This is a genomic window from Caballeronia sp. ATUFL_F1_KS4A (genome assembly GCF_023630905.1).
Classification (GTDB): Bacteria; Pseudomonadota; Gammaproteobacteria; order Burkholderiales; family Burkholderiaceae; genus Caballeronia; species Caballeronia zhejiangensis.
Window position 1 is genome coordinate 22,011 of the sequence record NZ_JALQEB010000037.1, and the last position, 20,352, is coordinate 42,362.

22 protein-coding genes are annotated in these 20,352 nt (G+C 65.6%); 6 read left to right on the forward strand and 16 right to left on the reverse strand.

What is annotated here, in order from left to right; translation table 11 throughout:
* Positions 1–121: 121 nt before the first annotated feature.
* From NCS03_RS23695 to NCS03_RS23705, 3 genes are all read right to left on the reverse strand, one after another.
* On the reverse strand, positions 122–439 hold the full coding sequence (locus NCS03_RS23695; protein WP_008347185.1) for a c-type cytochrome: 318 nt from the start codon (positions 437–439) through the stop codon (positions 122–124).
* Positions 436–1,704 (reverse strand): PQQ-dependent sugar dehydrogenase, encoded by a 1,269-nt coding sequence (locus tag NCS03_RS23700; protein ID WP_250503438.1) that lies wholly within the window; start codon positions 1,702–1,704, stop codon positions 436–438. Before NCS03_RS23700 ends, NCS03_RS23695 begins: the two co-directional genes overlap by 4 nt.
* A 231-nt stretch (positions 1,705–1,935) precedes the next feature.
* Positions 1,936–2,694 (reverse strand): hypothetical protein, encoded by a 759-nt coding sequence (locus NCS03_RS23705; protein ID WP_250520008.1) that lies wholly within the window; start codon positions 2,692–2,694, stop codon positions 1,936–1,938.
* Positions 2,695–2,875: 181 nt separating this feature from the next.
* Here NCS03_RS23705 and NCS03_RS23710 point away from each other — a divergent pair, with 181 nt between their 5' ends.
* From NCS03_RS23710 to NCS03_RS23725, 4 genes are all read left to right on the forward strand, one after another.
* Positions 2,876–3,352, forward strand: a complete 477-nt coding sequence (locus tag NCS03_RS23710; RefSeq protein ID WP_033535903.1) for an outer membrane lipoprotein — start codon at positions 2,876–2,878, stop codon at positions 3,350–3,352.
* Positions 3,353–3,406: 54 nt separating this feature from the next.
* Positions 3,407–4,600 carry a polysaccharide pyruvyl transferase family protein gene (locus NCS03_RS23715; RefSeq protein ID WP_250529917.1) on the forward strand — a complete coding sequence of 398 codons (1,194 nt, stop codon included), beginning with the start codon at positions 3,407–3,409 and terminating at the stop codon, positions 4,598–4,600.
* Positions 4,601–4,762: 162 nt separating this feature from the next.
* Complete coding sequence (locus NCS03_RS23720) at positions 4,763–5,149, forward strand: potassium channel family protein (RefSeq protein ID WP_250529918.1); 387 nt, start codon at positions 4,763–4,765, stop codon at positions 5,147–5,149.
* Positions 5,150–5,207: 58 nt separating this feature from the next.
* The gene (locus NCS03_RS23725) at positions 5,208–5,909 is read left to right on the forward strand and encodes an SDR family NAD(P)-dependent oxidoreductase (protein ID WP_008347197.1); all 702 of its coding nucleotides are present in this window, start codon (positions 5,208–5,210) and stop codon (positions 5,907–5,909) included.
* A 4-nt stretch (positions 5,910–5,913) separates the two neighbouring features.
* Here NCS03_RS23725 and NCS03_RS23730 read toward each other — a convergent pair whose 3' ends face one another.
* From NCS03_RS23730 to NCS03_RS23780, 11 genes are all read right to left on the reverse strand, one after another.
* The gene (locus tag NCS03_RS23730) at positions 5,914–6,957 is read right to left on the reverse strand and encodes a sensor domain-containing diguanylate cyclase (RefSeq protein WP_250529919.1); all 1,044 of its coding nucleotides are present in this window, start codon (positions 6,955–6,957) and stop codon (positions 5,914–5,916) included.
* 209 nt (positions 6,958–7,166) lie between these two features.
* Entirely contained in the window at positions 7,167–8,378 is a 1,212-nt protein-coding gene (locus NCS03_RS23735) for an SAM-dependent methyltransferase (RefSeq protein ID WP_250529920.1), read from the reverse strand.
* Positions 8,375–9,145: a DUF1365 domain-containing protein gene (locus tag NCS03_RS23740; RefSeq protein ID WP_250529921.1), complete on the reverse strand. Its 771-nt coding sequence runs from the start codon at positions 9,143–9,145 to the stop codon at positions 8,375–8,377. The genes NCS03_RS23735 and NCS03_RS23740 overlap by 4 nt, the downstream gene beginning before the upstream one ends.
* Positions 9,130–10,431 (reverse strand): NAD(P)/FAD-dependent oxidoreductase, encoded by a 1,302-nt coding sequence (locus NCS03_RS23745; protein ID WP_250529922.1) that lies wholly within the window; start codon positions 10,429–10,431, stop codon positions 9,130–9,132. The genes NCS03_RS23740 and NCS03_RS23745 overlap by 16 nt, the downstream gene beginning before the upstream one ends.
* 120 nt (positions 10,432–10,551) lie before the next feature.
* Positions 10,552–11,157 carry a lipocalin family protein gene (locus tag NCS03_RS23750; protein ID WP_250529923.1) on the reverse strand — a complete coding sequence of 202 codons (606 nt, stop codon included), beginning with the start codon at positions 11,155–11,157 and terminating at the stop codon, positions 10,552–10,554.
* Positions 11,154–12,275: an SAM-dependent methyltransferase gene (locus NCS03_RS23755; protein WP_250529924.1), complete on the reverse strand. Its 1,122-nt coding sequence runs from the start codon at positions 12,273–12,275 to the stop codon at positions 11,154–11,156. The genes NCS03_RS23750 and NCS03_RS23755 overlap by 4 nt, the downstream gene beginning before the upstream one ends.
* A gap of 19 nt (positions 12,276–12,294) precedes the next feature.
* Complete coding sequence (locus NCS03_RS23760; protein ID WP_034472218.1) at positions 12,295–13,074, reverse strand: DUF1295 domain-containing protein; 780 nt, start codon at positions 13,072–13,074, stop codon at positions 12,295–12,297.
* A 110-nt stretch (positions 13,075–13,184) separates the two neighbouring features.
* A complete protein-coding gene (locus NCS03_RS23765) occupies positions 13,185–13,910 on the reverse strand; it encodes an anti-sigma factor (protein ID WP_250529925.1) in 726 nt (241 codons plus the stop codon).
* Entirely contained in the window at positions 13,907–14,479 is a 573-nt protein-coding gene (locus tag NCS03_RS23770) for a sigma-70 family RNA polymerase sigma factor (protein WP_008347216.1), read from the reverse strand. Before NCS03_RS23770 ends, NCS03_RS23765 begins: the two co-directional genes overlap by 4 nt.
* 30 nt (positions 14,480–14,509) lie before the next feature.
* Complete coding sequence (locus tag NCS03_RS23775; RefSeq protein ID WP_008347218.1) at positions 14,510–14,950, reverse strand: SET domain-containing protein; 441 nt, start codon at positions 14,948–14,950, stop codon at positions 14,510–14,512.
* 296 nt (positions 14,951–15,246) lie between these two features.
* The gene (locus NCS03_RS23780; protein ID WP_250529926.1) at positions 15,247–16,500 is read right to left on the reverse strand and encodes an MFS transporter; all 1,254 of its coding nucleotides are present in this window, start codon (positions 16,498–16,500) and stop codon (positions 15,247–15,249) included.
* 131 nt (positions 16,501–16,631) lie between these two features.
* Between NCS03_RS23780 and NCS03_RS23785 the strand changes: the two genes are divergently transcribed.
* A complete protein-coding gene (locus NCS03_RS23785) occupies positions 16,632–17,504 on the forward strand; it encodes a LysR family transcriptional regulator (RefSeq protein ID WP_250503450.1) in 873 nt (290 codons plus the stop codon).
* 1 nt (position 17,505) lies between these two features.
* On the opposite strand, the gene NCS03_RS23790 is transcribed toward NCS03_RS23785, so the two are convergent.
* On the reverse strand, positions 17,506–17,784 hold the full coding sequence (locus NCS03_RS23790; protein ID WP_008347227.1) for a hypothetical protein: 279 nt from the start codon (positions 17,782–17,784) through the stop codon (positions 17,506–17,508).
* Positions 17,785–17,881: 97 nt separating this feature from the next.
* On the opposite strand from NCS03_RS23790, the gene NCS03_RS23795 reads away from it, so the two are divergent.
* Entirely contained in the window at positions 17,882–19,270 is a 1,389-nt protein-coding gene (locus NCS03_RS23795; protein WP_250436985.1) for an FAD-binding oxidoreductase, read from the forward strand.
* On the opposite strand, the gene NCS03_RS23800 is transcribed toward NCS03_RS23795, so the two are convergent.
* Positions 19,267–20,322 (reverse strand): DMT family transporter, encoded by a 1,056-nt coding sequence (locus tag NCS03_RS23800; RefSeq protein WP_175982066.1) that lies wholly within the window; start codon positions 20,320–20,322, stop codon positions 19,267–19,269. The genes NCS03_RS23795 and NCS03_RS23800 overlap by 4 nt on opposite strands.
* Positions 20,323–20,352 lie beyond the last annotated feature (30 nt).

The window sequence follows — 20,352 nt, forward strand, 5'->3', positions numbered from 1 at the left end:
GGTTGAGACATGGAGGAGACAGGTGTTAGTATAAACCCTTAAGCCGCCACGTCAACACCTAAAACAAAAAAAATCGCAATCGGTAATCGACCGCAGCAAATTTGCAACACATCGGCGGCGGTCACTGCTTGCCGAGGCTGTGATAGTAGGCGGCCAGATTGGCGACGTCCGCGTCGGACAAGGTTTTCGCCATCATCGACATCATTTCGTTCTTGCGCTCGCCCGTGCGGAAATCGTTGAGCGCCTTCACGAGATATTCCTCCGTCTGCCCGGCGAGATTGGGCGCTTCCGGCAGTTTCGACATTCCGTCGATGCCATGACACGCCGCGCACGCCGTCGCCTTCGCGCGCCCGGCTTTGATGTCGCCGGCCGCGAACGACGCGGAAGCGCCCGCCGCCAGAACGCCCGCGAGCACCGCCGCCGTCAGCGCGACCCTCATTTGGCCCCCGAATACGAAATGCGATAGATCGCGCCCGCGTAGTCATCGGAGACGAGCATCGAGCCGTCTTGCAGCATCTGCACGTCGGCGGGACGGCCCATGTACTCACCGCTGCTCGTCAGCCAGCCTTCCGCGAAGACTTCCGCCTCGCCTGCGGTGCCGTCGTCCTTGATCGGCGTGAACATGATGCGCGCGCCGATCGGCTTCGTGCGGTTCCACGAGCCGTGCTCCGCAACGAAGATGCCGCCCTGATACTTCTGCGGGAACATCTTCCCGTTGTAGAACGACATGCCGAGATCGGCGGCATGCGCGGCGAACTCGACCTGCGGAAACACGAGACCCGCCGGCGGATTCTGGTCCTTGTATTCCACCGTTCGCACCTTGCCGCCGCCGTACCACGGAAAGCCGAAGTTCTCGCCGCCCTTGGTCGCGCGATTCAGCTCGCCCGGCGGGGTGTCGTCGCCCATGCCGTCGACCTGGTTATCGGTGAACCAGAGCGTCCTGTCCTTCGGATTGAAATCGAGACCGACCGAATTGCGCACGCCGTGCGCGTAGACTTCGCGGTTCTTGCCGTCCTGATCCAGACGGATGATGCCCGCGAGCCCATTCCTGTCGAGTTCGGCGAGCTTGTCTTTCGGCGGCACGTTCCACGGCTGGCCGAGCGCGATGTACAGCTTCTTGTCCGGCCCGACGCGGCAGTAGCGCGCGCCGTGATTGAAGCTTTCGAACTGCGTCGGGATCAGCTTGCCCTGCGGGACGACGACCGCCGCGGCGACATCCGGTCCGCCTTCGCCGAAGAACTGCGCCGCCGGGAAGCCGAGCACGCGGTTCTGCTCGACCACGTAGAGCACGCCGTCCGGCGAGAAGCAGACGCCATTGGGCACCTTGAACGTCACCGACGACGCGAACTGCACGACATCGCTCGCTACGCGTTGCTTGGTCCGGTCAGTCACCTGCCACACGCGATTTTTGCGGCTGCCGACGAACACGACGCCCGTCGAAGGCTCGATCGTCATCGCGCGGGCCTCGGGCACGACGGCGTATAGCTCGATTTTGAAGCCGGGCGGCAATTTGATCTGCTCGAGATTCTTGCGCAGCGCATCGGCCGTCTGGCCAGCTTGCGGAATGGTTTCCGGCGGTGCGGCATTGCCCGTCTGCCGGAAATTCGAAAGCGCGTTGATGTTGTCCTGCGCGGCGTTCGCGTGCGGCACGCAGGCGATCATCGCGCCGACGGCCAACGGCAAAAGCTTGAACGTTGCGTTCATCCGGTTTGTCTCCTGTTGTTGTTAATAACCGGAGCGGACGTTTCGATGGCGCCGTCCGGTTCCATGCAAAGCAAAAGGTGCTCTCGGAATTGCACTGAACAAAACACGGCCACTTCCGCCGACGCGCGCATCGCACGACGCTTCGGCAATGAAAACAATCTTAGGATAGAAATCGCTTAAGTAAGCAGCGGATGACTAAGTTTCGCTGCGGCGCGCGGTTGCATGCGGCATCTATTTCCGGCCGTCGAAGAGAAAGACGTCGGTGCGGTCCGGGCTCGGCAACGCGACGAGTAGACGCGCGCCGTCGAGCACCGCGTGACCGGTCACGGTCGTATCGGGAAGCGGGCAGGGCGCGGGGCCGAAGGTCACGGAGACGTCGTAGGCGTTCGCGCCTTGGTGCGGCGCCGTCGTGCCTTTGAAGATGCAGCCGGATGTCGTCGTGCCGGCGAGATAGCCGTCGCCCGCGACCGTGATGCGCGTCTGCGTCGTTCCGCCGAGCGACATGCCGCGTCCGCTGTACAGGCCGCCCGCGTTGGCGCGGCTCGGCGCGATGTCGAGCATCGGCGCGGCGTTGGCGGAAAACGCGAGCCCCGCGCCGCCGTCCTTGTTCGCGACAGTTCCGTCGACGGCGGGCGCGCGCGCGAAGTTCACGCTGAAAACGGCCGCCGACGCAGGCGCCTTGCCCACGCGATAGTCGAATGCGGCGTCGCTGATGAAGCGGCCATCGCCCGATTGCTTGCCGCTCTTCGCGACCGCGACGCCCGCGAGTCCCGCGCCGCCCGCGCTTGCGTAGAAGAGATAGGCGGTGCCGTCGAAAAGCATGAGAAGCGTGGCTTGCGCCGTGCTGCCCGTGAGCGAGCCTTTGTAGACGCCGCCCGAAGGTAGCGTCGTCGTAACGGCGCCGGGCGGCGGCGCGGAGTTGGAACCGCCGGTGGAACATGCAGCGAGAGCGATGGCGCAAACCACGAAGGGAATTGCGTTTCTTGTCATTCTGCACTCCGGTCGCGAGCGATGAGAGTCCTGTATAAGCGCTTCAATCATGCAGGTCAAGCGCGTCGCGCCGGCTCATTCAGCGCTCATTCAGCCTCTTTACGATGCTTTGCATGGCAACGCGATACGCGAAACGCGAGCCGAAACCAACAAGACATCGTCCGATCTGAGGAGCAAGAACATGAACAAGTCGACTATCGCGGTCTGCGCTTTGGCCGTCGCCTGCACGGTGGGCATGAGCGGTTGCGCATCGATGGGAAGTTCCGCCGACATCTACGACAGCATGCAGACGCAACACGAGGAAACGGTGCGTATGGCGACCGTCGAAAGCGTGCGCGGCGTGACGATCGAGAACAACGACGTCCATCCGGCTCCGTTCGGCGCGATCGGTGGCGGCCTGCTCGGCGCGGTGGCGGGCAGCGCGGTCGGAGAAGGACACGGCTCGCTGCTTGCCGGCGTGATCGGCGGCATTGCCGGCGCGGTCGCGGGCGATCAAATTCAAGATCATCTCGAACGGCAGAAGGGACTCGAAATCACCGTGCGTCTCGACAACGGCGATTTGCGCGCGATCACCCAGGCCGCCGATGGCCAGATGTTCTACGCCGGCCAGCGCGTGCGTTTGCTGTCGAGCGGCGGCATCACGCGCGTGACGGCGTGATCGTGTGAAGGAAGTGTGAACGTGCAGAATGAGCGGATCGTGAGGTGCGTTCGGATGGGAAGCAATCGGCGGATCATCGTGTTCGGCGCGTTCGACCGGCATAACTTCGGCGACATGTTGTTCGCGCATGTCGTCGCGGCCTTGCTCGCTGAACGCCGTCCGAACGTCGAACCGATATTCGCCGGATGCGCGCGGCGCGAACTGCGCGCGCACGGCGGCCACGACGTCGCCGCGCTTTCGCAACTGGCCGCGCGCTGGCGCGACGAGCCCGTCGTGCTGATCCACGCGGGCGGCGAGTTGCTGACGTGCGACGCGTGGGAAGCCGCCGTGATGCTGAAGAATCCCGACGAAGCGCAAGCCTGCATCGCCCGATACGAGTCGCGCGCGGCGGATCGAAACGCGTGGGCGCGCGCCGAACTCGGCATGGACGCGCTCGCGCCGTACGTCATCGGCCGCGAGATGTTTCCGCGAGCGGCGTCGATTTCCTTCGATGCGATCGGCGGCGCGACGCTCGACGCCCGCGATGCCGCGTTTCAGGCCGAAGTGCTGGCCAAGCTCCGTTCAGCCGATGACATCAGCGTCCGAGACACGCACACGCAAGCCTTCCTGAAGCGCGCGGGAATCGACGCGCGCCTCGTCCCCGATCCGGCATCGATGGTCGCCGAGCTTTTCGACGCGCGCATCCGGACGCGCGCCGGCGCATGCCGCGCGTTCCCGCGCGGTTATCTGGCCGTCCAGTTCAGCGCGGATTTCGGCGACGACGCGACGCTCGCGCAAATCGCGCATCAACTGGATCTGATCGGCGCATCGACGGGACTGGGCATCGCGCTGTTTCGCGCGGGCGCGGCGCCGTGGCACGACGACATCGCGGTCTACGAGCGCATGGCGGCGCGTATGCGCCATCCGTCGGTGACGATCTTCGATTCGCTCGACATCTGGGACATCTGCGCGCTGATCGCGAAAAGCGACGGTTACGCGGGCAGCAGCCTGCATGGCCGGATCGTCGCGATGGCGTACGGCTTGCCGCGCGTGAATGTGGCGCACGCGGACGCGGCCAAGCAGCGCGCGTACGCCTCGACGTGGGAGATCGCGGGCGCGCCGGGTGTGGTGAGCATCGCCGAATTGCACGCCGCCATGCACGAAGCGCGGGCGATGGATCGCGCGGCGCTTCGCGAGACGGCACCGGCGCTCGCGAAGGCGCATCGGGCGGGATTCGAGCGTGTCGCGCGATCGGCGCTCGGGCCATGAAGACGCGAAATCCGGATACGACCTGACGGCCGCCGAAAGCGGCGCGAAGGCTTCCGGAAAGACGGGATCGGCGCTGGCTGAATAACGCGCCCGGATGCTTCGGGCCGATGCGGGCGAAGGTAGGATGACGGCTTTCGTTCACGCGCCGCAGGTCCATTCCGAATGAATAGCATCACGAAACTCTTCAAGGTCGAAACGATCAATTCACGCGAGGTGACGGTCGAGTTCATCCGCGCGCTGTGGCATTTGCGCTCGCTGCTCGGCACGCTGCTGATGGCGTTCTTCGCGCTCTGCGCGGCGATGTTCTGGTTCGGCGCGCCCGTCGAAACCGCGACGCACGCGCGCGTTTCGTTCGGCGCAACCGTCTATTACTGCGGCGTGACGGCGCTGACCATCGGATACGGCGATGTCGTCGCGACGACGGGCATCGGGCGAGCCTTGTCGATGTTGCTGGGCTTGTATGGCGTGCTCGTCACCGGCACGACGACGGCGGTAGCCGTGTTCGCGGTCCAGCGCGCGGTGAAACGCGATCCGCGACACGCGCCCTGAAGATCGCCGCGTTCCGTCCTATGCTTCATCAGGCGCCATCGAAGGGAGCGACAACGTCATGAACAGCCTCGAAGGAAAGATCGTCGCCATCACGGGCGGCTTCGGCAGTCTCGGACTCGCGACGGCGCGCGTGCTCGCGCAACGCGGCGCGCGGGTCGCGCTGATCGGCCACGGCGCGGCGTCGGAAGCGTTGCCCGCGCCGCTCGGCGACGCGTGCATCGTGACCGGCATCGATCTGACGGATGCGAAATCGGCGCAACAAGCCATCGATACGGTCGTTCAGCGGACGGGCGGCCTCGATGCGCTCGTGAACGTCGCCGGCGCATTCGCCTGGGAAACGGTCGCGGACGGCAGCGCCGACACCTGGCAAGCGATGTTCGATGTCAACGTGAAGACCGCGCTCAACGCATCGAAGGCCGCGCTCGCGCAACTGGGCGCGAAGGAAGGCGGGCGCATCGTCAATGTGGGCGCGCTCGCGGCGATGAAAGCGGGCATGGGGATGGGCGCTTACGCGGCATCGAAGGCCGCGCTGTTGCGCCTGACCGAAGCGCTCGCCGAAGAGTTGAAGGACACGGGCGTGACGGTGAACGCGGTGTTGCCGTCGATCATCGATACCGCGCCGAATCGCCGCGACATGCCCGACGCCGATTTCTCCCGCTGGGTGCGGCCCGAAGCGCTCGGCGCGGTGATCGCGTTCCTGCTTTCGCCGGATGCGCAATGCATCACGGGCGCGGCGATTCCGGTGACGGGACGCGTCTGACGTTTCAGCGCGACTGCGCCTTGAAGCCTTCGCCCTGCATGCCCGCGCGATCCACCGCCGCAATGCGGTTGCGGCCGTTGTCCTTCGCCTGATACAACTGCGCGTCGGTCAGATTGATGAACGCCGTCGCGTCCATGCGCTCGCCCGGAACGACGGTGCCCACGCCGAAGCTCGCCGTCACTCGCTGATCGTGCGGCGAGCGCACGTGCGCAATCGCTTCCTCGGCGATCAGCGCGCGGCAACGCTCCGCGACGCGTATCGCGGATTCGGCGTCGGTATCGGCGAGAATCAGCGCGAATTCCTCGCCGCCGAACCGGCCGAGAAAGTGCTGCGGACCCGCCGCCTCGCCGAGCACGCGCGCAATGCGCTTCAGACACTCGTCGCCCTGAACGTGGCCGTAGTAATCGTTGTACGACTTGAAGAAGTCGATATCGATCATCACGAGCGACAGCGGCTTGCCCGAATCCTTCGCGGCATGCCATTCGCGCGCCATCACGTCGTCGAAGCGGCGGCGGTTGCCGACGCCCGTCAGGCTGTCGCTGAACGACAGGCGTTCCAGTTCGCGCTGCATTTGCGCGAGCTTTTCTTCGGTGCGCTTGCGTTCGCTGATATCGAACATGAAGCCGATCAGCGCCTCGACCTCGCCTTTCTCGTTGCGCTCGACGTGCACGACATCGCGCAGCCACACGTAGCCGCCGTCGCGGGTGAGCGCGCGGTAATCCGCTTCGTGATCCGTGCCCGCCTTCGATTGAGAGACGCAGAAGTTGACGACTGCTTCGCGGTCGTCGGGATGCATGCGCTCGGCCCAGTCGTTGACCGTTTTCCACGACGACGGCGCCCAGCCGAGCAAGGCCTCGATCTGCGGGCCGATGTAGGCGAATTCCATCGTCGCCCAGTCGATCTTCCACGGAATCGCCTTGGTCGATTCGAGCAGCGTGCGATAGACGGCGTGATCGTCCTCGCCGAGCGCGCGCTCGGGCGGCGCGAGTGTGTCTTCGTGCCGCAGGAAAGCGGCCTGGAGCGAACTGTCGGATGGGGCGCGATTCATCGTGTGCGGTGGCGGCGATGCCTGGTGGACGTGTGCGTGTGTTATCGGCAACGTCCGCCGATTCTGAAGTCGCGCGTGAAGTTTCGGACTTTACTGGTGGGAAGTGCGCGCGCAGTCGCCTATGCTCGCCGGGTAGCTGCAACGCTACAAGGTGGTCTCGTACCTTTGCCCCGACAGGGTCGGGGCTTTTTTTCGCCCGATCGACGTCCTCACCCCTCCCCCCACACCACAAAGTGCATGACATCGGTGCGCGCCTCGTCGAAGCCCGCTTCGCAATAAGCCAGATACAGCCGCCACGTCCGCACGAAGGCTTCATCGAATCCTTGCGCGCGGACTGCATCGGCGTGCATCTCGAACGCGTCTCGCCAACACCTCAGCGTCCTTGCGTAATCCGCGCCGAACGAAAGCGTCGCGCGTGCATCGAGTCCCGCGTGCCGCGCCGCGCGTGCGAAGCGCTCCGGGCTCGGCAGCATGCCGCCCGGAAAGATCGTCTCGCGGATGAAGTCACTGGACGCGCGATACGCGGCAAAGCGCGCATCGTCGATGGTGATCGACTGCACGAGCGCCTTCGCGCCCGGCGCGAGACAGCGGCGCAGCACGCGGAAATACGCCGGCCAGAACCGTTCGCCCACGGCTTCGAACATTTCGATCGACACCACCGCGTCGTACTGTCCATACACATCGCGATAGTCGCGCAGTTCGATATCGACAAGCCCGCTCAAACCTTCGCGCGCCACGCGTTCCACGGCGAACGCATGCTGCGCGGTCGAAACGGTCACGCCGTGCACGCGTATGCCGAGACGCGCCGCGTGCCGCGCGAAGGCGCCCCAGCCGCAGCCGATCTCCAGCACGCGCATCCCCGCCGTGAGTCCGAGCGTATCGACGATGCGCCGATACTTCCGTTCCTGCGCCGCTTCGAGCGGAAGACCGGCGTCGCCATCGAACCATGCGCTCGAATACGTCCACGTCGGATCGAGCCAGAGCCCGTAGAACGCGTTGCCGATGTCGTAATGCGCGTGAATGTTGCGGCGGCTCCCCGCGCGCGTGTTCAGGCGCAGACGATGCCGCACGTTGTGCCAGCACCGCGCGACAAAGCCGCCCGCGACCGTGCGCGCGAGCGCCGTCTCGTTGCGGATCGCGAGCCGCAGCAGGGCGCACGGATCGGGCGTATCGAGCCATTTCGCCCGATACGCCCGCGCGAAGCCGATGTCGCCCGCGCGCAGAATCGCCCGGCACGCGCGCCAGTCGCGGATGAAAAGAAGCGCGGCTGGTTGCATCAGCGGATCGCCGAACACAGAGCGCCCGCCATCCGGCATGACGAGCACGAGATGTCCGACGCTGATGCGACGCAGAAGGCCGAGAAAGATCCGCGCGGACATCGGCATCGCCGATGTCGCGGAGAAAGATCGCAGCAGGTTCATGGTCCCGTCTCGTCCCTCGTCGGTGGATGCTTGCCGTAAAAAGGCACGCGCTTTATCCACAGCCGCAGCGCCTGCCAGTGAATGCGCGCAATGACGCCCGCGGCGAAGAGCGGCGCGCACAAGAGCGTGCGACACGCGAGCGCGCCGGTGAGCGGCCGCGCGACGAGACCGATCGCGGTGCGCAGCAGCAGCCCGTCGCGGTCGCGATAATCGATCGAGATGCTCAAGCGGTCGCCACGCTGCCGCACGCGAAACGCGTAGTCGCCGGCGACATCGCAAAAGGGCGAAACGTGCAGCGTCTTGCGGCAGACGAGCACGGTGTCTTCGACGATCGGCGCATGATCCTGCGCGCTCAGCAAATAGCCGCGATGCTCGCCGAAGGTGTTGCGCACATCGGCGTAAAGCGCGCGCAACGCGCCTGCGCGGTCATGACAGAACCAGAAGCTCACCGGATTGAACGCGTAGCCGAAGACGCGCGGAATCGTCAGAAGATGGATTTCGCCGTCGGCGGGAATGCGCGACTGCGCGAGGCACGCGCGCATCCATAGATCGAGATCGCAGTGTTCGCGCGGGCCGTAATCGCATCGAAACAGCGCGAGCGGCCGAATGCGGTCGATGCCGAACCACGCACAGCGCAACGCGTCGAGACGCGCGACGTCGCAACGCACGTAGCGCACCGGATACTCGAAGCGATGCCGCGCCGGGCGCAGCCGCTCGTGCATCACGCGGCCCGTCAGCCATTGCGCCGTCTTCATGGTCGCGCCCATGCCGGCTGGACGCCGAAATCGCGCGCGACGCGCAACGCCGATTTCAGGCCGTCTTCGTGAAAGCCGTAGCCGGTCCACGCGCCCGCGTGCCACGTCCGGCGCACGCCCTGAATGCGCGGCAGACGCGCCTGAGCATCGATGGCGGCGAGATCGAAGAGCGGATGTTCGTATTCGTAGCGGCCGAGTTGCGTGCGAGGTGCGGGTTCATCGACGGGATTGAGCGTGACGATGACCGGCGTCCTGTAAGGAAGCGGCTGAAGCTGATCGAGCAGATAGCTCACGCAGACGGGCGCGGCCGCGTCGCGCGCAAGCGCCGCACGCGCGCCGATGTAGTTCCAGGCCGACCACACGCGGCGGCGGCGCGGCAAGAGCGCGCAATCCGTATGCAGCACCGCGATGTTGCGCTGATACCGCACGGCGCCGAGCACTGCGCGCTCATCGGCGGATGCGTCGTCGATGAGGCGCAGGCTCGTCGGTGCGTGCGTCGCGAGCACGACGGCATCGAAGCGCTCGGGACCGGCATCGTCGGTCATCACGGTGACGCCGTTGTCGTCGCGGCGCACGCCTCGCACGGGCGCGCGCGTGCGTACGTCGTCGAGCGTGGCCGCGATGCGCCGCACATACTCGCGCGCGCCGCCCGCGACGGTCTTCCACGGCGGCCGGCCGTTCACCTGCAATAGCGCGTGATTGAGACAGAAGCGCAGGAACGTGGCGGCGGGAAAGCGCAGGATGTCGTGCGCGGCGCTCGACCAGATCGCCGCGGCCATCGGCAGAAGATAGTGGCGCTGAAACGGCGCGCCGTATCCGCCCTCGACGAGCAGTTCGCCGACCGAGCAGCGCGTCGCGCTCACGCGTTCGAGCTGCCTATGAGCCGATGCATTGAAGCGCAGAATGTCGCCCAGCATGCCGATGAACGACGGCGAGAAGAGATTGCGCCGCTGCGCGAACACGGTGTTGAGGTTTGTGCCCGCCCATTCGAAGCGTCCGCCGTCGAGCGAAACGGAAAACGTCATGTCGCTGCGATGCGCCGCGACGCCGAGTTCATCGAACAGCGCGATGAGATTGGGATACGTTCGGTCGTTGAACACGAGAAAGCCCGTATCGACGGGATGCTGCACGCCGTCGAGCGCGACATCGACGGTATGCGTATGGCCGCCGAGATAATCGGCGGCTTCGAAAAGCGTCACGCGATGCGCGCGCGAGAGCAGATACGCGCTCGCGAGACCGGCGATCCCCGCGCCGATCACCGCGATGCGCTGCTGTCTTTCTTTTGTCGATGATTCCATGACGGGCGGTCTCCTCGCGCCAAAAGGTCTCCTCGCGCCGCGTGGACGTGGCTGTTCCAGACGAGTGCGAGATCAAATACGAGAAAGACGCGCGCGCGGATGCACGCGCGCCGCGCTGCTTCAGTCGCGCTGACCGGGACTTTGAAATCCCGGCTGACCGATCTGCTCCGGCGATTGCGGCACGCGGCTAAAACGCGCGGTGTCGTAGCCCATCGCGTCGAGGCGCGCGAGCATCGAGCGATAGATGTCGTCGCTCATCGCCGGCTCGCGCGAAAAGATCCAGCCGAGCTTTCTGTTCGGATAGCCGAGGATCGTGTAGCGATAATCCGGATCGACGTAGAGCGTGAGTTGCGTCACGCGTATCGGCCAGAAGAGTTGCACGCTCCATTCGCCGCCGTTGCTGCCGGGCTTCACGGTATCGACGAAACGATGCGTCGTTTCCTCTTGCCCGAAGCCGTTCTTGCGGCCGTGAAAGACGTCGTCGATTTTTCCGTCCGCGCGCAGCGACCATTCGACATGCGTGCCGACGAAATCGCGTTCCGCGAAGTACGGAATATTCGCGATGACATACCAGCGCCCCATGTAGCGCGGCACGTCCACGGCAACGGTTTCGAGCGGTCGGTTCGCTCGCGGATTCGGATTCGGCGGACTCGAACAGCTCGCCACCGTCACGACGACGCCGGCCGCCACCAGCGCCACGATGAGCGCCCGCTTCGTGTTTGTCATGACATCACCTTTATCGGACGCTTCTCGAACAGATAGTGCGCGACGCCCCATTCGCGGCCGCGCGCGTAGCCGAACAACTCGGCCACCGCCATGTAGAACATGCGCCAGCGCTGAAACCAGATGGCGGCCGCATCGCCGTAGACGTCGCGCAGCATCGGCATGACGCGATCGCGAGCGGCATCGAGATTCGCGAGCCATTGATTCGCCGTGCGCGCGTAGTGCGTGCCGTTCATCCACCACTGACGCGTGACGCGCAAATCGTCCTGAAAGTGCAGCAGCAAGGACGCGGATGGCATCGTGCCGCCGGTGAAGAAATAGCGCGACATCCAGTCGCCGCCGTCGCGCGATGTGAAGTGATACGCAAGCGTCGCGTGCGCGAAGTGGTGGACAAAAAGTCGTCCATCATCGGCGAGCCAGCGCGCGATCTTCGCGAGCAACAGGCCGTAATGCTTCATGTGCTCGAACATTTCGATCGACAGAATGCGATCGAACGGCGTCTCGTCGTGCGCGAAATCGAAATCGACGACATCGCCCGTCACGACGCGCAAGTTGCGAAGGCCGCGCTGCCGCGCCCGCGCTTCGATGAACGCGCGTTGCCCGCCCGAATTAGACAGCGCGACGATTTGTGCGCGCGGATAACGCTCCGCCATCCACAGCGCGAGCGAGCCCCAGCCGCAGCCGAGATCGAGGATGCGTTGACCATCGGCGAGTTGCGCGCGCTCGGCATAGCGTTCGAGCATCGCGAGTTCGGCTTGCGCGAGCGTTTCGTCGCCGCGCGGGTAAAGACCGCACGAGTACTTCAGGCGCGGGCCGAGGTGCGCTTCGAAGAACGCATCGGGCAGCTCGTAATGCTGCGCGTTGGCGGCGTGCGTATCGATCGCGATCGGGCTCGCGCGCAGTTCGTTCAGAAAGCGCTCGAACGCCTGCGTGCGTTGCGCGTTGTCGTTCGCATATTCGTCGATGAGACGCTGACGGATCAGCAGGCGCATGCCGGCGCGCACGAGCGCATCAGGCACGAGGCCGCGCTCGCACGCGCGAATGATGCGGCTTTCGTCGAGCGCGGGCATGTCGGCGGGTGCGGCGGGCGCGGATGAGGTAGCGCGGGCGGTGATGTTCATCGGCGTGTCCTTGCTTTGTTCATGCGCGTTTACGCGGCCACGGAATCAGCGCGCTCGTCGTTCGCATGTAGTCGCGATAGCCGTCGCGCGTATCGGCGAGATGCGCTTCGAGAATCGGAATGCCCGATACCTTCAACAGCAGCCACGCCATCAGCACGGGCGGCGCGAGCGTCGCCCAGCCCCACGGCATGCCGATCGAGAGCACCGCGTACGCGAGCCAATGCACGCATTCGAAGAAGTAATTCGGATGGCGCGAATAGCGCCACCAGCCATCGCGGCACACTTTTCCGCGATGCGCGGGATCGGCGGCGAAGCGCTTGAGTTGACGATCGGCCGCCGCTTCGCCCGCGACCGCGACGATCCACACGGCGGCGAATCCCGCGATGCACAGCGGACTCGCCGCCTCGCGCGCATAGGCGGGCACGAAGAACGCGATGGCAAGCAGCATCGAAATGAACGCCTGCAACTGGAAGAAGCCGAGCATGTTGCGCGCGGCGTGTTCGCCCCAGCGTTCGCGAAACGCGCGATAGCGCGTGTCTTCCGGCTTGCCGCGATTGCGCCGCCACAGATGCCGCGCGAGCCGCGCGCTCCAGAGCCCGCCGCCCGCCGCGACGCATACGCGATTGACCGTCGCGCCGGTCCCGCACGCGGCGATGACGAGCGCGGCCGCGCCGAGCGAAGCGGCCCAGAGCGGATCGACCATGCCCGCGTTTTCCGTGCGCAACTGCCAGAGCCACGCGGCGAAAAAGACCAGCACGAATCCGCTGACGACGACGAGCACGGTGACGATGAAAGGCATGGCGGCTCCGCGAACAGGCGTTCACCGAGTCATACGGATGCCGAGTGCGATTGGATGCAGCGAACGAAAGATGGACGTTCGCTATGCGAGAGTCGCGATGCGATCGATCGTCAGGTCGAACGCAGCTGGCCGGTTGCGAGCACGGGTCCGGTCGGGGCGCCCGTCGGCGAGCCGCCGGGGGGTTCGTCGGATACGGCGAGCACGGCCTGCGCGCTGAGTTGCGCGACGATCTCGGGCGGCAGCGTCATCGTCGCGGGACGATCGGGCGGGAAGACGCCGAGGGCAATCGGCTTCGCGTTCGGCGGAATCAGCCACAGTTCCGTCGCGCGATTCGCGGGGATCGTGACGTGCGACGCGGGCACGACGACCATGCGCGCGCGCCGCACATCGACGGTCGCGGTCCAGTGCACGACGCCGTCCTTGCGCGCGATCGACGCGACCATGTACTCGCCGGAGACGGCTGCCGTCGTCGGCGTTTGCGGGGCTTGCCGCAGCAAGGTGAAGGTCACGCCGAGCAGGACGAGCGCGGCGACGCTCGCGCCGATCGTCAGCCAGCGCCACACGTTCAGGCTGTCGCGCCAGCGTTCGCGTTTCGGCTGCGGCGCGATGAATCCCAGATCGCGGCGGATGCGCGTCCACACGCGCGGCGGCGGCGCGATCGCGCGGACATCGTCGGCGAGCGGGGCAAGACGTCGCTGCCAGTCATCGAGCGTGTGCCGCAACGCGGGATCGCGCGACACGTCCGCTTCGAGCGCTGCGCGTTCGTGCGCGTCGAGCACGCCGAGCGCATATTCGGCGCAGCGCAGATCGTCGTCGTCGCGAGCGGGCGTGTTCATTGTTCGAGGCAGGTCTTGAGCTGCATCAGGCTGCGGCGAATCCAGCTTTTCATCGTGCCGAGCGGCACGGCGAGCCTTTGCGCCAGTTCGTTGTACGTCGCGCCGGTGAAGAACGCCTCGCGGATCGCGCTCTTCTGCTGCGGCTCCAGCCGGTCGAGACACGATTCGAGCCGCCGCCGTTCCTCGCTCGATTCCGCCGCGGCCGCGGGCGTGGGCGCTTCGTCGGCGATGTCGGGCGCATCGCCTTCGCCAAGCAGTTCTTCGCGATGCTGACGCATGCGGTCGATCGTGCGATTGCGCCCGAGCGCGACGAGCCATGTCATCGCGCTGCCGCGTGCCGGATCGAAGGTATCCGCGCGACGCCAGGCCGTGGCGAACACTTCCTGCAGCAGGTCTTCGGCTTCGCCGCGATCGCGGATCATGCGCACGATCACGCCGAACACTCGCGCCGATGTCGCGCGATACAACTCGGCGAACGCCTGTTCGTCGCCCTTCGCGACGTTCGTGAGCATCTCGTCGATGCGCTCGCGGGGCAGGCGTTCGATATCGCCGGAGTAGGTGTCCGTCATGTGCAGGTCAGGTGTCTCGCGGTGCAATCCCTACTTGTGCGAAAGCATCGTTCCACGGCAACCCGACGCGAGACACCGGCACGCATAGAGCCGCTTGAGCGCCGCGGTGCGCCGGCCATCGACGGTCAGGCAATAATCGATGAACAACTCCTGGCCTTTGCCGATCGGCCGGATCGCGCGGATGAACACGCGCTCGCCGTCCTGCTCCGCTTCGCAGTTCGGCGCGCAACTATGATTGAGCCAGCGCGCGGAATTGCCGCCGCGCGCGCCGTCGATGACCGTGCCGTCATCGAGACCGAAGAGGAAGGTATGACCCTCTTCCGCGTTCGATTTCGCGTGCATGCGCTGCGCCTCCTTCCACGACAGGCGCAGACCCTTGTATTCGAGCAGCAGCGCGCCCGTGGGAAGGTCGGCGAGAGCGAAAACGCCCCGGCCATGAACGGGCGATGTCCGGACAGTGATTCGACGCATGGTGTGGCGGGCCGCAGTGAGGAGGTTGAATATTTGAGTGCAGGCGTGAGCATCGTTATGATGTGGCCGTCATAAATCGTTGTCACGTCCATGCCCGCAGTTTCTCCCCGCAAGAGCAGGAAGCGCAAGCCATTACGCGGCTCGCTTGCGCGATATCGCAACCGGATCGTCGAAGTTCTCGGGGAGGCGCGCGGCCAGCGCGTGATGATACGGTCGATTCATGAAGACGGCGTGGAGCGGCGCACCGCCGTGAAATGGATCAACCTGCTCCCGCTCGAAACGGAGTTGTTCTAGCGCTACCGGATGTCGCGCTTCTGAACGATGCGGCTCACCACCACGAGACAAACCGCGAGCAACACGCCGACATAGCCCACGACGGCCAGCCATCCGCCGTGCTGCCAGAAAGATCCGCCAATCGATCCGAGCACGCTCGACCCGACGTAGTAAGCGAGCAGATAGAGCGATGCCGCGTGACCCTTGGCACTGCCGGCGAGTTGCCCGACCCATCCGCTCGCGACCGAATGCGTGACGAAGAAGCCGATCGTCACGAGCACGATGCCGACGATGATCGTCACGAGCGCGCCCGAAAGCGTCAGCGCGAGACCCAGAGCGAACAGCACGACACCGCTGACGAGAACCGGCGCTCGTCCGAACCTGTCGGCAAGCGCGCCCGCCGTCGACGACGACACCATCCCGAACAGATACGCGCCGAAGATCAGGCCGCATGCGGTCGCGCTCAGGTTGAACGGCGGCGCGACAAGACGGAATCCCGCGTAGTTGTACACGGTCACGAACGCGCCCATCGCGAGAAAGCCGATGGCGAACACGAGCGGCAGAAGTCCGTGAAGCAATTGCGCTTTCCACAGCTGAAAATGATGCCGAAGCGTGAGATCGGTGCGTTTGACGAAACGCCGTGACGGCGGCAGCAGCATCACGAATGCGATGGCCGCGATCAGATCGATGACGCTGATCGTCCACATCGCCGTGCGCCACGAGAAATTTTCCTCGAGCGCGCTCATGCCGATCCGCCCGATCATGCCGCCGAAAGCCGTGCCGCCGACGTAAAGGCCCATCGCGAAGCCGAGCCCTTCGGCTGCGATTTCTTCGGCGAGATACGCCATGGCGACGGCGGGCACGCCGCCAAGCGCGAAGCCTTCGAGCGCGCGCCATACGAGCATCGCGTCCCAGTTCGACGCGCTCGCCGCCAGCAGATTGAACACGGCCGCCGATGTCATCGATGTGAACATCAGCCCGCGCCGCCCGACGCGCTCGGACAACGCGCCCGCGCACAGAATGGACACCGCGAGAAATCCGGTCGAAACCGACAGCGACAGCGAACTCGCCGCCGCGCCGATATGAAACTCGCGCGCGAACGCCGGAAGCAGCGGCTGGACGCAATAGAGCAGCGAAAACGTCGAGAAGCCCGCGAGAAAGAGCGCGAGCGCGATGCGCCGATACGCGGCCGAAGCAGGAGAAATGCCGCTGGGAAGCGGGCGCGTCGCGGCGGTGCGTTCGTGGGTCGCCGACGGTGAAATCGAAGGGGAGGACATGGGCGTCGCCGGTTGAGAAGTAACCGGATTCATTCTTGCCAATGCGCGCTCATATGTCCAATATATGAAAGTATGCCCGGCGATATGTTTTAGCACTGGCTCGATCGTGTTCATGCAAAAGGAAAAAGAAAATGGAGCTTCGGCATCTGCGTTATTTCCTGGCCGTGGCCGAAACCGCGAATTTCACGAAGGCCGCCGAGATGCTCGGCATCGGCCAGCCGCCTCTTTCCCAGCAAGTGAAAGCGCTGGAGCAGGAACTCGATGTCGTGTTGTTCAAGCGCACCGCGCGCGGCGCGGAACTGACGCTGGCCGGACGCGTGTTCGCCGACGAAGCGCGCCGCGTGCTCGACGACGCGCAACGCGCAGCGCGAGCGGCCCAACGCGCGGCGCGGGGTGAAACCGGACATTTGCGCGTCGGGTTCACGGGCACGGCGGCGTTCAACGAGCGCGTGTCGGCGCTGATCCGCAAATTTCGCGAAGCGTATCCCGATGCGGAACTGACGCTGCACGAAGCCGCTTCCGGCGTGCTGCTGGACGAGATCGAAGCGGGGCAGCTCGATGTCGCCATCGTTCGTCCGGAGCGTCGCGTCGCGGACGTCGTGCAGCAGCATGACTGGGACGACGAGCCGATGTTCGTCGCCTTGCCTGTCGGTCATCGGCTGGCTTCGCGCCGGCGCATCGAGTTGGCGGAACTGATCGACGAACCCTTCGTGCAAGTGCCGCGCGCGGCGGGCGGCACGCTGTTCGACGACATCGTCGCCGCATGCGCCGCGGCGGGTTTCGAGCCGCGTCTCGCGCAACCCGCGCCGCAGATGGCGTCGGCGGTGACGCTCGTGGCGGCGGGGCTCGGCATATCGATCGTGCCGAAGGCGATCACGCAGGTGCGCGTCGCGGGCGTCGTCTACCGTCCGATCGTCGCGCGAGGCTTGCGCGCGCGGCTCGCGCTGGCGTCGCGGCGCGACGATCCATCGGCGGTGGTGCGCAATTTCCTCGAGCTTGCGTAGTTCAGTTCGTCAATAGTCCGCGCGCCTGTTCGAGCAACGCGGCGGCGGCGAGAAATTCCTTGCGGCCCGCCATCGTGAGCGCGGCGATCGCCGTGTCCTTGAAAAGCTCGTCGTTCGACGTGACGAGCGCGCCCGCTTCCCCGATTCGTCCCTGACGCAGCCGATAAAACGCCAGCATCTCGAACGCCTGCGCGCGCCGATCTTTATCCGCGCCCGACGCAACCAGTTGCGCCGCGCCGACCAGTTGTGCCAGCGCGCTTTCGTAGTCTGCCCGTTCCATCGTCGCGTTTCTCCCGAATCGTTGCCAATAATTCTCGCGCGTTTTGGTTCAAACTATCGCATCCGATACCGAACCGAAACAACGAAGGAGACGACGCATGGCAGTAAGCGAAGCAGTGATGGCATTGCGTGAAGCGCTCGGCGCACAGGTCGTGGCGCTGCCCGACGAATTCGGCGACCGGCGCGTCGCCGACTGGAGCGGCATGCCCGGCGCGACGCCGCTCGCGATCATCCGTCCGCGCGATACGAATGAAGTCGCGCAGGCGCTCGCCATCTGCTCGGCGCACAAGCAGCCGGTCGTCACGCAAGGCGGATTGACCGGACTCGTCGGCGGCGCGAATCTGCTCGGCGGCGAAGTGAGCCTGAGTCTCGACCGCATGAACCGCATCGTCGAGATCGACGCAATCTCGGGGACGATGACCGTCGAAGCCGGCACGCCGCTGCAAGTCGTGCAGGAAGCGGCGAGCGCGGCGGGCTTCTACTTTCCGCTCGATCTCGGCGCGCGCGGCAGTTGTTCCATCGGCGGCAATCTCGCGACGAACGCGGGCGGCAACCGCGTCATCAAGTACGGGATGATGCGCGATCAGGTGCTCGGCGTCGAAGCGGTGCTCGCGAGCGGCGAGATCGTCGGCGGGCTCAACAAGATGATCAAGAACAACAGCGGTTACGACTTGCGTCATCTTCTGATCGGCAGCGAAGGCACGCTCGCCGTCATCACGCGGGTCGTGCTGCGCTTGCGTCCAAAGCCCACGGCGACCGCGACCGCATGGTGCGGCCTGCCCGATTTCGCCGCGGTGACGACGCTGCTCACGCGCGCGCAGGCGAGCCTCGCGCCGGGCGTGTCCGCGTTCGAAGTGATGTGGGCCGGCTATCACGATACGGTCATCGCGAATCTGAAAAACTTGCGCGCGCCGCTCGCCGATGCGCATCCGTTCTACGTGCTGCTGGAAAGCGTCGGCACCGATCCCGCGCGGCACGGCGAAGCGTTCGAGGAATTTCTCGGCGGCATGCTCGAAGCGGGCATCGTGACGGACGCGGCCATTGCATCGAACGAAGCGCACGCGCGCGATTTCTGGGCGATCCGCGATGCGCCCGGCGAATACGATCGCTTCATCCCGAACTACGCGGCGTACGACGTGAGCTTTTCGATCGCGCAAGTCGGCGATGCGGCCGCGCAATGCGAAGCGCGTCTGCGCGCGCGCTGGCCGGGCGCCATCGTGATGACCTACGGCCATCTCGGCGACGGCAACATTCACATCGTCGTGGATATTCCCGGCCGGGGAAAGCAGGATCACGACGATGTCGATGCCGTCATTTACGACGTCACGCGCGAGTTCGAAGGATCGATTTCGGCGGAGCACGGCATCGGCGTGAAGAAGCGCGAATATCTTCATCTCGCGCGCCGCGCAGCCGATATCGCGGCGATGCGCGCGATCAAGGCATCGCTCGATCCGCACGGCCTGCTCAATCCCGGCAAGGTGTTCTAGCCGCGCTTGTGCGAATGCCGGTGGTGAATGTCGGGGAAGTGCGCGTGCGAGTGCGTGATTGGCAGATGCGCGTGCGGATGCGTGTGCGGTTCGTCGCCGGAATACGGAAAGTCGTGCGTATGCCGATGATGCTCGTCATGCACATGCCGATGCGTATGTTCCAGGCGCTCGTGCGTGTGCTCGTGCTCGTGCCGTTCGCGTACGTGCAGCCACACGCCGAGCGTCATCAGCGCGGCGGCGATCCAGAACGGCATGCCCGGCGTTTGCGGCCAGATCGCGAGGGAGAGCGCGACGCCGAACACCGGCGCGACCGAGAAGTACGCGCCGGTGCGCGCCGTTCCGAGATGCCGTAACGCGATCACGAACAGCACGAGGCTCACGCCGTAGCCGCCGAAGCCCGTCGCCATCGCGGCGATGACGATAGGCGGCGCGGGCAAGTGCGCGCCCATCGCGAATGCGATGCCGAGATTCGTCGCGCCCGCGACGAGCCCTTTCGCGCAGGCGATGACCATTGCGTCGGCGGTCGAGATCTTGCGCGTCAGATTGTTGTCGATGGCCCAGCACAGGCACGCCAGGGCGATCAGGATCGCGCCGGTCGTCGCATGGGCGGCGCCCGGTTCCCACGCGAGCACGACGCCGCCCGCGACGATCGCGGCCATGCCGAGAAACACGGATACATCGACGTTTTCCCGAAAGACGATCCACGCGATCGCCGCCGTCAGCACGCCTTCGAGATTGAGCAAGAGCGAGCTCGTCGCGGCGGGCGTGCTGGTCAGGCCGAGCATCAGCAAGGCCGGCCCCGCGACGCCGCCGAACGCGATCGCGCCGCACAGCCATGCGATTTCCCGAGCGCGCATGCCTTCGGTTTTTTCGCGCCAGATTCCGCGCGCGAGCAGAATCGCGCCGAGGCCGACGCCGCTGCCGAGATAGAACAGGCCCGCGACCATGAACGGCGGCATCGGGCCGAGCAGCGCTTTCGCGATGGGCGTGGTCGCGCCGAAGAGCGCGGCCGCGGTGAGGGCGACGAGAATCGCGGTGAATCGGCTTTGCATGAAGGGACCGTGGAACGCATCGTGACGTCT

What these genes read in the sequence shown, in the direction of transcription:
- NCS03_RS23800 (WP_175982066.1), bottom strand. Translation starts at nt 20,322, where the DNA reads ATGCAAAGCCGATTCACCGCGATTCTCGTCGCCCTCACCGCGGCCGCG.
- NCS03_RS23750 (WP_250529923.1), bottom strand. Translation starts at nt 11,157, where the DNA reads ATGACAAACACGAAGCGGGCGCTCATCGTGGCGCTGGTGGCGGCCGGC.
- NCS03_RS23720 (WP_250529918.1), top strand. Translation starts at nt 4,763, where the DNA reads ATGAATAGCATCACGAAACTCTTCAAGGTCGAAACGATCAATTCACGC.
- NCS03_RS23755 (WP_250529924.1), bottom strand. Translation starts at nt 12,275, where the DNA reads ATGAACATCACCGCCCGCGCTACCTCATCCGCGCCCGCCGCACCCGCC.
- NCS03_RS23795 (WP_250436985.1), top strand. Translation starts at nt 17,882, where the DNA reads ATGGCAGTAAGCGAAGCAGTGATGGCATTGCGTGAAGCGCTCGGCGCA.
- NCS03_RS23725 (WP_008347197.1), top strand. Translation starts at nt 5,208, where the DNA reads ATGAACAGCCTCGAAGGAAAGATCGTCGCCATCACGGGCGGCTTCGGC.
- NCS03_RS23785 (WP_250503450.1), top strand. Translation starts at nt 16,632, where the DNA reads ATGGAGCTTCGGCATCTGCGTTATTTCCTGGCCGTGGCCGAAACCGCG.
- NCS03_RS23715 (WP_250529917.1), top strand. Translation starts at nt 3,407, where the DNA reads ATGGGAAGCAATCGGCGGATCATCGTGTTCGGCGCGTTCGACCGGCAT.
- NCS03_RS23710 (WP_033535903.1), top strand. Translation starts at nt 2,876, where the DNA reads ATGAACAAGTCGACTATCGCGGTCTGCGCTTTGGCCGTCGCCTGCACG.
- NCS03_RS23740 (WP_250529921.1), bottom strand. Translation starts at nt 9,145, where the DNA reads ATGGGCGCGACCATGAAGACGGCGCAATGGCTGACGGGCCGCGTGATG.
- NCS03_RS23700 (WP_250503438.1), bottom strand. Translation starts at nt 1,704, where the DNA reads ATGAACGCAACGTTCAAGCTTTTGCCGTTGGCCGTCGGCGCGATGATC.
- NCS03_RS23760 (WP_034472218.1), bottom strand. Translation starts at nt 13,074, where the DNA reads ATGCCTTTCATCGTCACCGTGCTCGTCGTCGTCAGCGGATTCGTGCTG.
- NCS03_RS23765 (WP_250529925.1), bottom strand. Translation starts at nt 13,910, where the DNA reads ATGAACACGCCCGCTCGCGACGACGACGATCTGCGCTGCGCCGAATAT.
- NCS03_RS23695 (WP_008347185.1), bottom strand. Translation starts at nt 439, where the DNA reads ATGAGGGTCGCGCTGACGGCGGCGGTGCTCGCGGGCGTTCTGGCGGCG.
- NCS03_RS23790 (WP_008347227.1), bottom strand. Translation starts at nt 17,784, where the DNA reads ATGGAACGGGCAGACTACGAAAGCGCGCTGGCACAACTGGTCGGCGCG.
- NCS03_RS23705 (WP_250520008.1), bottom strand. Translation starts at nt 2,694, where the DNA reads ATGACAAGAAACGCAATTCCCTTCGTGGTTTGCGCCATCGCTCTCGCT.
- NCS03_RS23735 (WP_250529920.1), bottom strand. Translation starts at nt 8,378, where the DNA reads ATGAACCTGCTGCGATCTTTCTCCGCGACATCGGCGATGCCGATGTCC.
- NCS03_RS23745 (WP_250529922.1), bottom strand. Translation starts at nt 10,431, where the DNA reads ATGGAATCATCGACAAAAGAAAGACAGCAGCGCATCGCGGTGATCGGC.
- NCS03_RS23770 (WP_008347216.1), bottom strand. Translation starts at nt 14,479, where the DNA reads ATGACGGACACCTACTCCGGCGATATCGAACGCCTGCCCCGCGAGCGC.
- NCS03_RS23780 (WP_250529926.1), bottom strand. Translation starts at nt 16,500, where the DNA reads ATGTCCTCCCCTTCGATTTCACCGTCGGCGACCCACGAACGCACCGCC.
- NCS03_RS23775 (WP_008347218.1), bottom strand. Translation starts at nt 14,950, where the DNA reads ATGCGTCGAATCACTGTCCGGACATCGCCCGTTCATGGCCGGGGCGTT.
- NCS03_RS23730 (WP_250529919.1), bottom strand. Translation starts at nt 6,957, where the DNA reads ATGAATCGCGCCCCATCCGACAGTTCGCTCCAGGCCGCTTTCCTGCGG.